General features: G+C 40.4%; 9 protein-coding genes. 3 read left to right on the top strand and 6 right to left on the bottom strand.

Going from position 1 to position 7645, the window contains the following annotated elements; translation table 11 throughout:
* Nucleotides 1-236 precede the first annotated feature (236 nt).
* The 3 genes from EV694_RS09690 to EV694_RS09680 all read left to right on the top strand — a co-directional run bounded on the left by EV694_RS09690 (nt 237) and on the right by EV694_RS09680 (nt 1786).
* Nucleotides 237-926, top strand: coding sequence for a threonine/serine exporter family protein (locus EV694_RS09690; protein WP_243646021.1), 690 nt, complete (start codon nt 237-239; stop codon nt 924-926).
* A gap of 227 nt (nt 927-1153) precedes the next feature.
* Complete coding sequence (locus EV694_RS09685) at nt 1154-1522, top strand: hypothetical protein (RefSeq protein WP_132691965.1); 369 nt, start codon at nt 1154-1156, stop codon at nt 1520-1522.
* Nucleotides 1523-1537: 15 nt separating this feature from the next.
* Nucleotides 1538-1786 carry a hypothetical protein gene (locus EV694_RS09680; RefSeq protein WP_132691963.1) on the top strand — a complete coding sequence of 83 codons (249 nt, stop codon included), beginning with the start codon at nt 1538-1540 and terminating at the stop codon, nt 1784-1786.
* Between the two features lie 14 nt (nt 1787-1800).
* Here the strand turns inward: EV694_RS09680 and EV694_RS09675 are convergent, their stop codons facing one another.
* From EV694_RS09675 to EV694_RS09650, 6 genes are all read right to left on the bottom strand, one after another.
* Nucleotides 1801-2655 carry a DNA adenine methylase gene (locus EV694_RS09675; protein WP_132691961.1) on the bottom strand — a complete coding sequence of 285 codons (855 nt, stop codon included), beginning with the start codon at nt 2653-2655 and terminating at the stop codon, nt 1801-1803.
* 57 nt (nt 2656-2712) lie between these two features.
* Nucleotides 2713-2829, bottom strand: a complete 117-nt coding sequence (locus tag EV694_RS11135) for a Com family DNA-binding transcriptional regulator (RefSeq protein WP_132691959.1) — start codon at nt 2827-2829, stop codon at nt 2713-2715.
* 163 nt (nt 2830-2992) lie between these two features.
* Complete coding sequence (locus EV694_RS09665; RefSeq protein ID WP_132691957.1) at nt 2993-3358, bottom strand: helix-turn-helix domain-containing protein; 366 nt, start codon at nt 3356-3358, stop codon at nt 2993-2995.
* A 6-nt stretch (nt 3359-3364) separates the two neighbouring features.
* Nucleotides 3365-3823, bottom strand: coding sequence for an enoyl-CoA hydratase (locus tag EV694_RS09660; protein WP_132691955.1), 459 nt, complete (start codon nt 3821-3823; stop codon nt 3365-3367).
* On the bottom strand, nt 3817-4425 hold the full coding sequence (locus tag EV694_RS09655) for a tail fiber assembly protein (protein WP_132691987.1): 609 nt from the start codon (nt 4423-4425) through the stop codon (nt 3817-3819). Before EV694_RS09655 ends, EV694_RS09660 begins: the two co-directional genes overlap by 7 nt.
* A 17-nt stretch (nt 4426-4442) precedes the next feature.
* Nucleotides 4443-7634: a gp53-like domain-containing protein gene (locus EV694_RS09650; protein WP_132691953.1), complete on the bottom strand. Its 3192-nt coding sequence runs from the start codon at nt 7632-7634 to the stop codon at nt 4443-4445.
* Nucleotides 7635-7645: the final 11 nt, after the last annotated feature.

Here is a 7645-nt window from a genome sequence, read left to right as displayed (position 1 = left end):
GTGAAACGCCGTGACGCCGATGGTAGTGTGGGGTCTCCCCATGTGAGAGTAGGTCACCGCCAGGTTATTAAATTGAAGAGACCCCTGTTGTTAGGTAACAGGGGTTTTTGTTTTATGGGGTTATCTCTTTATTTTGCCATAGGCTTGTCTATAATATCGTTGTTTCAGTTTAAAATCTTAAATTGAAACGGCGATAAAACAACGATAATTTCATTCTTATGATGATGGGGTTAATCATGGCGAGCTTAGTTGATATGCCTTATGATAGGCAAAAAGATATTACCAGAGTATGTGCCCAAGTCGCTTTATTATTATTGCAATATGGTGCGGAAAGTACATTGATTGTGCAAATTGCCGATCGCTTAGGGCTTGCTTTAGGGGTGGATTCGGTTGAATGTGCCTTGACACCAAATGCAATTATTTTAACTACTCGCTATCAAGATCGCTGTATCACAACCACGCGTAAGAACCAAGATAAAGGCATTAATATGCACGTTGTTACAGAAGTACAGCATATTATGTTAGCAACTGAGCATAAAATTTATGATTTAGCGATGGTCAAACGCAAAATTAACCAAATTGAACCATTCAAATATCATCGTTGGCTAGTTGTTGTGATGGTTGGCTTATCTTGTGCTTCTTTTGCTCGGTTATCAGGTGGCGATATTGTAGTGTGTATGCTGACCTTTTTGGCTGCAATGGTTGCAATGTTTGTGCGCCAAAGATTAGCAACACGCCATTATAATCCTATCATTGTATTTGCCATTACTGCCTTTGTTGCAACATTTATTGCGGGTTTAGGTTTGAAGTATGAGTTAGGTAATGATCCTCAAATTGCTATTGCTTCAAGTGTTTTATTACTCGTTCCAGGTTTTCCACTAATGATGCCGACCGCGAATTTTGAGAAACGCAACCGCTTAAAGTGAGAAATTATATTATGGTATTTTTCCCATTTTAAGCGGTTTTTTCTTTTCTAAAAAAACTTCATTAAAACCCTCTTTAAACGCCATTTAAATCCCCTTTAAACCAGACGTCCATACCTCTCCAGCGTATTTGAACCGCAGTCAGTCTCCTTTATTCATAGTAACACTTCACTTCCATTGCATTCCGAGCGAATCTGTCCTTAACGAAATAACACGGAGAGGACAATATTATGGCAACACAGGCTTACATTGGAACAATGAAAAAAAGCGCAAATGGTGGTTATGCTGTACATACATTACAGCTTGGTATAGACGGTTACCCTGAATACGCTGGAGACATTTTAACGCGTTATTACAACGCAAAAGACGTCAATAATTTACTTGCCGTTGGTGATATCCGAGAGTTATTTTCATCGCCAGCCAAAACCATAAAAACCCAAAACCGTTACTATAACGACGCTAAACGCCATTATTTCAACTCAGATATTCAATTTTGTCAGTTATTCCAAACCAGTACGGCAGAATACGCTTATTTATTTAACCTTGATGAACAACGTTGGTATTACCTCAGCCATCACACCTCATTACAACCACTTTAATCAAGGAGCACCACCATGTTAAAACTCAGAACCCACCACGAAATGCTGACCGAATTTGCTTTACGCATTGTAAAAACAGGCGAGGAAACTATGAGCAACGACACCTATACCTTTGAGGGGGTAACCTATAAACTGGCGTTTACGCCTATCCGCTTTACAGGTCGCCGTTCCCACTTACAGGATAAACTCGTCAGTTTTTATTTATTAACCAACCACAGCACAACGCCTGATTTTTACGCCTTAAAATCCGAATTTCCCCGCTAAATGCGGGGATTGCCTTAGAATTTATAGACTAAATTATCCTCATATTTCCCTGTATAACTGGTGGAGGTATGAACAATAATCCGCTGACAGTCCTCAAAAATTTGCCAATTATCCACCTTATCCTCAATCATATAATCAATAAAACGAATAAATTCCGATTTGGTCGAGCTAAAGAACAAATAGGGCGGTCTTGTCAAGTTAATCAAGCGTAAAAAATCAATTAAATCAAAATAATGGGCTTGACGATAGCTAGCTTGATGAGTGCATAAATAAGGCGGGTCAAGAATCAGCAAGGCTTTGGGATTATCCTGAAATTTTGGCATTAACTGATGAAAACTTTCGCTCACAATTTCCAAACCATCTAAATAATGTTCAGCATTGGCATAAGGGGTTTTACGCACTCGAAACCAAAAATCTTGCCGATAAAAATCCTCAAAGGTGGCAGCCTGTTGCCCACTGAATAACAACCAGCCCACCAAGGTATTTAAGTCCTTATAGCCCTCAAAGGCTTCAATTTTGGCGATGACTTGCTGTTTCAGTGCTGGCGGTAATCGTTTCTTGCTTTCAACCTTACCCTCAAGCAGCTGCCAAAGTTTTGCCCGCAGACGATTTATATCATCAATATGCTGTAACCGCTCGGCATAACCGTCATAATCGTTATAAATAACCCTTGCTTTAGGTTTGATTTGCTTAGCGACGTGGCTTAATAACCCACTCCCGCCAAACACATCAACAATCGTCCAGCCCTCGCCATCATCGGTTAAATGCTGATTTAACAAGGCTTTAAACTGATTTAAAAACAGCCTTTTTTGACCTACAAACGGCAGTGGGGCTTGAGTGAAATGTAAAGATTTTGTTTTATTTGCCATAATAATGTCCTTTTTATTATGGCGTTCTGGCGTTCCTTGACGCTCCGACACTCTAAGTTAATTGAAATTGTTGATTTTCTTACAACGCACGCATTTTATCTCTAAACTTTGTGCATTTTTCGCTCGTGCTAGTAGCTTTTTACAGCAACGACAACGATATTCCTTTATCTGCATAATTTTCCCATTTTAAGCGGTTTTATGTTAAGATCCGCCCGTCTGGTCAGACAGGACGGTCTCGGGCTTATGCAGGCTACGTCTGCTTAGGCTATCGTTAGTTGCTCGCAACAGCTAACGATACCGTCTTCTTCCTTAATTCTCACATTATAAAATCATTTTGTTATACTCCTTGATTGACTTGTTTAACCAAAATTGCAAGTGTTTTTAATTGTTCTATCGTCATCACAGATTTAGCCAATTCTGCGATAAGTATCTGTTGTTGTAATGGCAAGCCTTTTACCGATATAGCATGATTAGACACTTCCGCTAACATTTGAAAATTATCAGTCTGTATATTTCTTTCTTGAAAAAATACTACAATTTTTACTACCCATTTAACTGTAATTTTCTTGCGTCCCGTTTCCATCCCACTTAAAAATGAGGGACTTGTACCAATAGCTTTTGCCATACTGTACAAAGTTTCATTGGCATCCACTCTTGCTTTACGAACTGCTTTGCCAAACTCAGTTAGCTTTACCCTTTTCATTTTGCTTTACTCTAAAATCACTGCCAAATCATTCGGACTAAACCGCCAGCCCTCAGTACCGCCATTTATCGCATTTGCACACCATTCCGAACAAAAGAATTTTGAACGTGCGTGCGGAATGCCGAACACGACACCTATCGCCCCAAACCAATCATAGCGACTGCCTTGAGTTTGATTAAAGTACCGAATAATTTGGGCTTCATTAACGCCAACCAGCTCAATCAAATCCCATTTATCGCTATCCAGTAACATCCTTTTCTGCCGTACACCGCCATCACGAATACTTGAGGAATAGCATTGATACTGGTCTTCTCCCTCTGCTCTTATCGCAATTTCACAATGGGAATAAATACCCTTTGTGAGTTTTCTAGTCAGCCAATCGCTTAATCGTGCAATCACAGCTTTCGGCAGCCAACCTTGTTTTCTGCCTTTATAAAAGGCTAAATAGACTTGTGTTTTCATGATGCTTTCTCCGCCAGTTCATTCATTTTGTTAATAATATCTTGATAGATTGCTTGCAGTTGCGATTCATCAAGTGCCTCATTTTTCAACTCATATTTTCGCATTCGTTGTATGGCAAGCTGTTCTTGCAAGGATCTCAACTCTGCTGCTTGTTTTAAAATCAGTTCAACTGCGGCTTGATTATCTAAGCCCGCTACGCTTGAAAAACTTGTGATATAAACACTCGGCTCGCCTTGGTAATCAGCCTGTTTAAACGCTAATGCCGCAGCCTCTCGTTCTTGATATTCATTGATAAAACGAGTCCAATAAGTAGAAATATCCGCGGCTTTATTATCAATGTCATTGCTTAATTGTTGCCGAAGACTGGCGAGATAGGCTTGCTGCTTGTTTTCATCAATGACCCATTCACTCCCCTTTAAAATATGGCAAGGGCTAGGCTGTGGCTCAATTAAAATTGGCGAGCCGTTTTCATCGGCAATAATGGTTTTGCCTTGTGATTGCCCTTTCATCAATTCATCATAAATTTCTTTTGAAATTTCCACCGCACTTTCAGGGATTGAATGAATACCTTGTAAATAAAAACCGTTTTTATAAAAAACTTTCATCATTTTACTCCACCTACCTAATAACCGACGGCAAACCAATATATTTTAGACTCGCCTTGTTCAGTGCTTCTTGATTGCCAACTTGAATGCCATTGAAATTTAGCGTTTGTTAATTCACTTATTGAAAAACCTTCCCAACTTGCTCCACCACTACTTATAGTGCCATGAGCTCCGCTCAATGTGACAGAGAAAGCCATATTTGGAAAAGCAATCGGAAAAATGACATCTCCTTTTATCTCATTGCCTATCCTTCCTGTTTTGAAGTTTCCCCACATCATAATTAATCCATTTGGGAGTTTGCACCAGCCATTTTCAGTTTTTGAGCTGCTAATGGAATTTGCTACCCCTTGACTAAAATTGATAATGTCAGAAAAAGTGTGAGTGTGATTTTTATCGGCTTTCCCTTGAAGAGCTAAAGCTAAGTTAGCGGCATCTAAAGAGCCAGTATTGATAACTTCTCCATACGCCTTAATCCAATAATTAACTGCATTGGTTGCCTTGATGGCGAATTTGAAAGCAATCGCTTTAGGGCGTGTCTCATCGCCACCTGTATAAGAGGTATAGTAATTTGCGTTATCGTTGTCGCTACCATGCGCCCCTTTAATCGTTTTTGAAGTATCTCGTTCAATATCTTGAGATGAACTATTATGTTCTCCCCAGTTACTTAAATGGCGATGCCGTTTAATTTCATCATCTTGTAACTGTCCGATCGTCAAATTGCTACCAATATTGCGAATAAAACGATCGCCCAATTTAGGCACTTTGGCAAGTGAACCATATTGAGCAATAAGCAAGCGATACAGCTCAGGGTGGTTGGTTTGCTTTACTTTACTGCTAATTTCATCAAACCATATCCAGCCTTCAGGTAAATTATTTACCGCAAAAGGGGCAACTTGCCCAATTTCCCCATTAAGATTTGGCAAAGTATTTTTATTGCCCATCGCTTTATACAAATCAGGATAAGAGGCTTGAGCAAAAATTGAGCCATCACATTTTAAAAATCCTGCTGGATTGGTAATTTCTTTCGGAAAACCAACAATAGACCCCAAAGGCAAGGATTTCTTGATTTGTTCTTCAACCCAGCTTTGATAAGCCACTGTCTCACGACCTAAATTGACCGTAGGAAAAGCAATATATTTGGTAGATTTATCCGTTTTGGTATAAACAAAATTTATCCTTGGATCTGTTTCCGAATTTGGATTGACTTCAAGCCGCCAATTTCCCCCATTGGATAAATTAAACTTTGCATTTAACCATTCATTACCTTTGGCATAAAGATTTAACGTATTTGCCCCTATTGAGCCATTTACTTGTAAACGGTCGGTATTATTATCTGTCGCCGTCCCAAAAGAACTGTTACCTGTGCCATGAATCACCATATTATTTTGATATTGGTCACTGGCATTTGATGCCATAAAATGTACTCTTGATGTTTTATCCGATAACAAATAAGAACGGATCAACGCTTTTGTTTTCTCTGCCCCTCCTCGCAAGCATTGCATATTAAAATCCGTCATATGGCGGTCAGTGGTATTGCTATCCGCCTCAATGGCTTCATTGCGTACATTCATATAAGGCACAAAACGTTCTTCATTACGCACAATTTGAATACGGTAGCCACTTTCAAGGGTTTTATTAACTTTTAAATCCCCAGTAATGGTATCCCCTGAACGATTCACTTTATCTAAGCCATCTACTCGCTGCCACGCCTGCCAAGAACCACTACGATGACAACGGTGATAACAAACACTGCTCACCGCAAGGGTATAACGCTGATAATAACCGCCATAGAGAACTTCTAATATCCCAGCCGCTGCCTCGGGATAATTTCTCTCCACAGAGGCACGAGCTGAAGAGGTTTGTCGAAAAATGCCATCTTGACGAAAATCATTTAAATCATCGGTTGCCGACAATGAGACTTGCTGAAGTGGCATCACTTCAGCTTTTTCCGCTTTATTCTCGTTTAATAATTTTCCTTGACGAGCGGTGAGAGCTTCATTGTTGGCATTACTGGTTAAGCTATCGTTTAACTTTACAACTCCCGCTACAGAGGTACTTGCCTTGTCTATTTCATGGGTATGGGTATTTCCGCCAGCAACATTGGTAGAAGTTGCGGTAATTTTGGAAGGCGTGCCTAAGCTAATGGTGCGACTGGCTCCCAATGTACCGCCGCCCGTTAAACCGTTGCCTGCGGTAATGGATCTTTCTTGAATAATTTTCGCCTGCTCCGACACCCAACTCTGATAAGCTACCGTTTCACGGTTTGAATTTAGCGTCGGAAAGGCGATATATTTCTGCTCGCCCACTTTCGGCTTATAAACAATGTTTAATCGAGTGTCCTCACTGGATTTAGGGTTAAATTCCATTCGCCACTGTCCACCTTGGTGGGTTGAACCGTTATCATAAAGATTAAAAAACACCCCATTCCAATTAGTTGTAGTAAAATTCAAAGCGAGGTTATTAGCGGACAAGTTAGCATTAACCGTTAAGTTTCCTGTTATGGTATCCCCCGCACGATTCACTTTATCCAAGCCATCTACTCGCTGCCACGCCTGCCAAGAACCACTACGATGACAACGGTGATAACAAACACTGCTCACCGCAAGGGTATAACGCTGATAATAACCGCCATAGAGAACTTCTAATATCCCAGCCGCCGCTTCGGGATAATTTCTCTCTACAGAGGCACGAGCCGAAGAGGTTTGTCGAAAAACACCATCTTGACGAAAATCATTTAAATCATCGGTTGCCGATAATGAGGCTTGTTGGAGTGGCATTACTTCGGTTTTTTCCGCTTTATTCTCGTTTAATAATTTTCCTTGACGGGCGGTTAATGCCTCGTTGTTAGCATTACTGGTTAAGCTATCGTTTAACTTTACAACTCCCGCTACAGAGGTACTTGCCTTGTCTATTTCATGGGTATGAGTATTTCCGCCAGCAACATTGGTAGAAGTTGCGGTAATTTTGGAAGGCGTGCCTAAGCTAATGGTACGACTGGCTCCCAATGTACCGCCACCCGTTAAACCGTTGCCTGCGGTAATCGCTCTTGCTACAATCGCTTTGGCGATTTCATTAAGATAAAAAGTTCGATTCGCCAATTGCTTTAATGGCTTATTACTGACGCCATTTTCACCACCTAGCACAGGATCAGATTCTTCTATCCGATAAATCCCTGTCTCCCATTTATTTTGCTCTTTTAAATTTGCCATAAAGTCTCTCC

This window comes from Volucribacter psittacicida (genome assembly GCF_004339025.1).
Lineage (GTDB): Bacteria > Pseudomonadota > Gammaproteobacteria > Enterobacterales > Pasteurellaceae > Volucribacter > Volucribacter psittacicida.
Note: the sequence above shows the minus strand (reverse complement) of the source record. Positions and strands in the feature narration are given on the sequence as shown.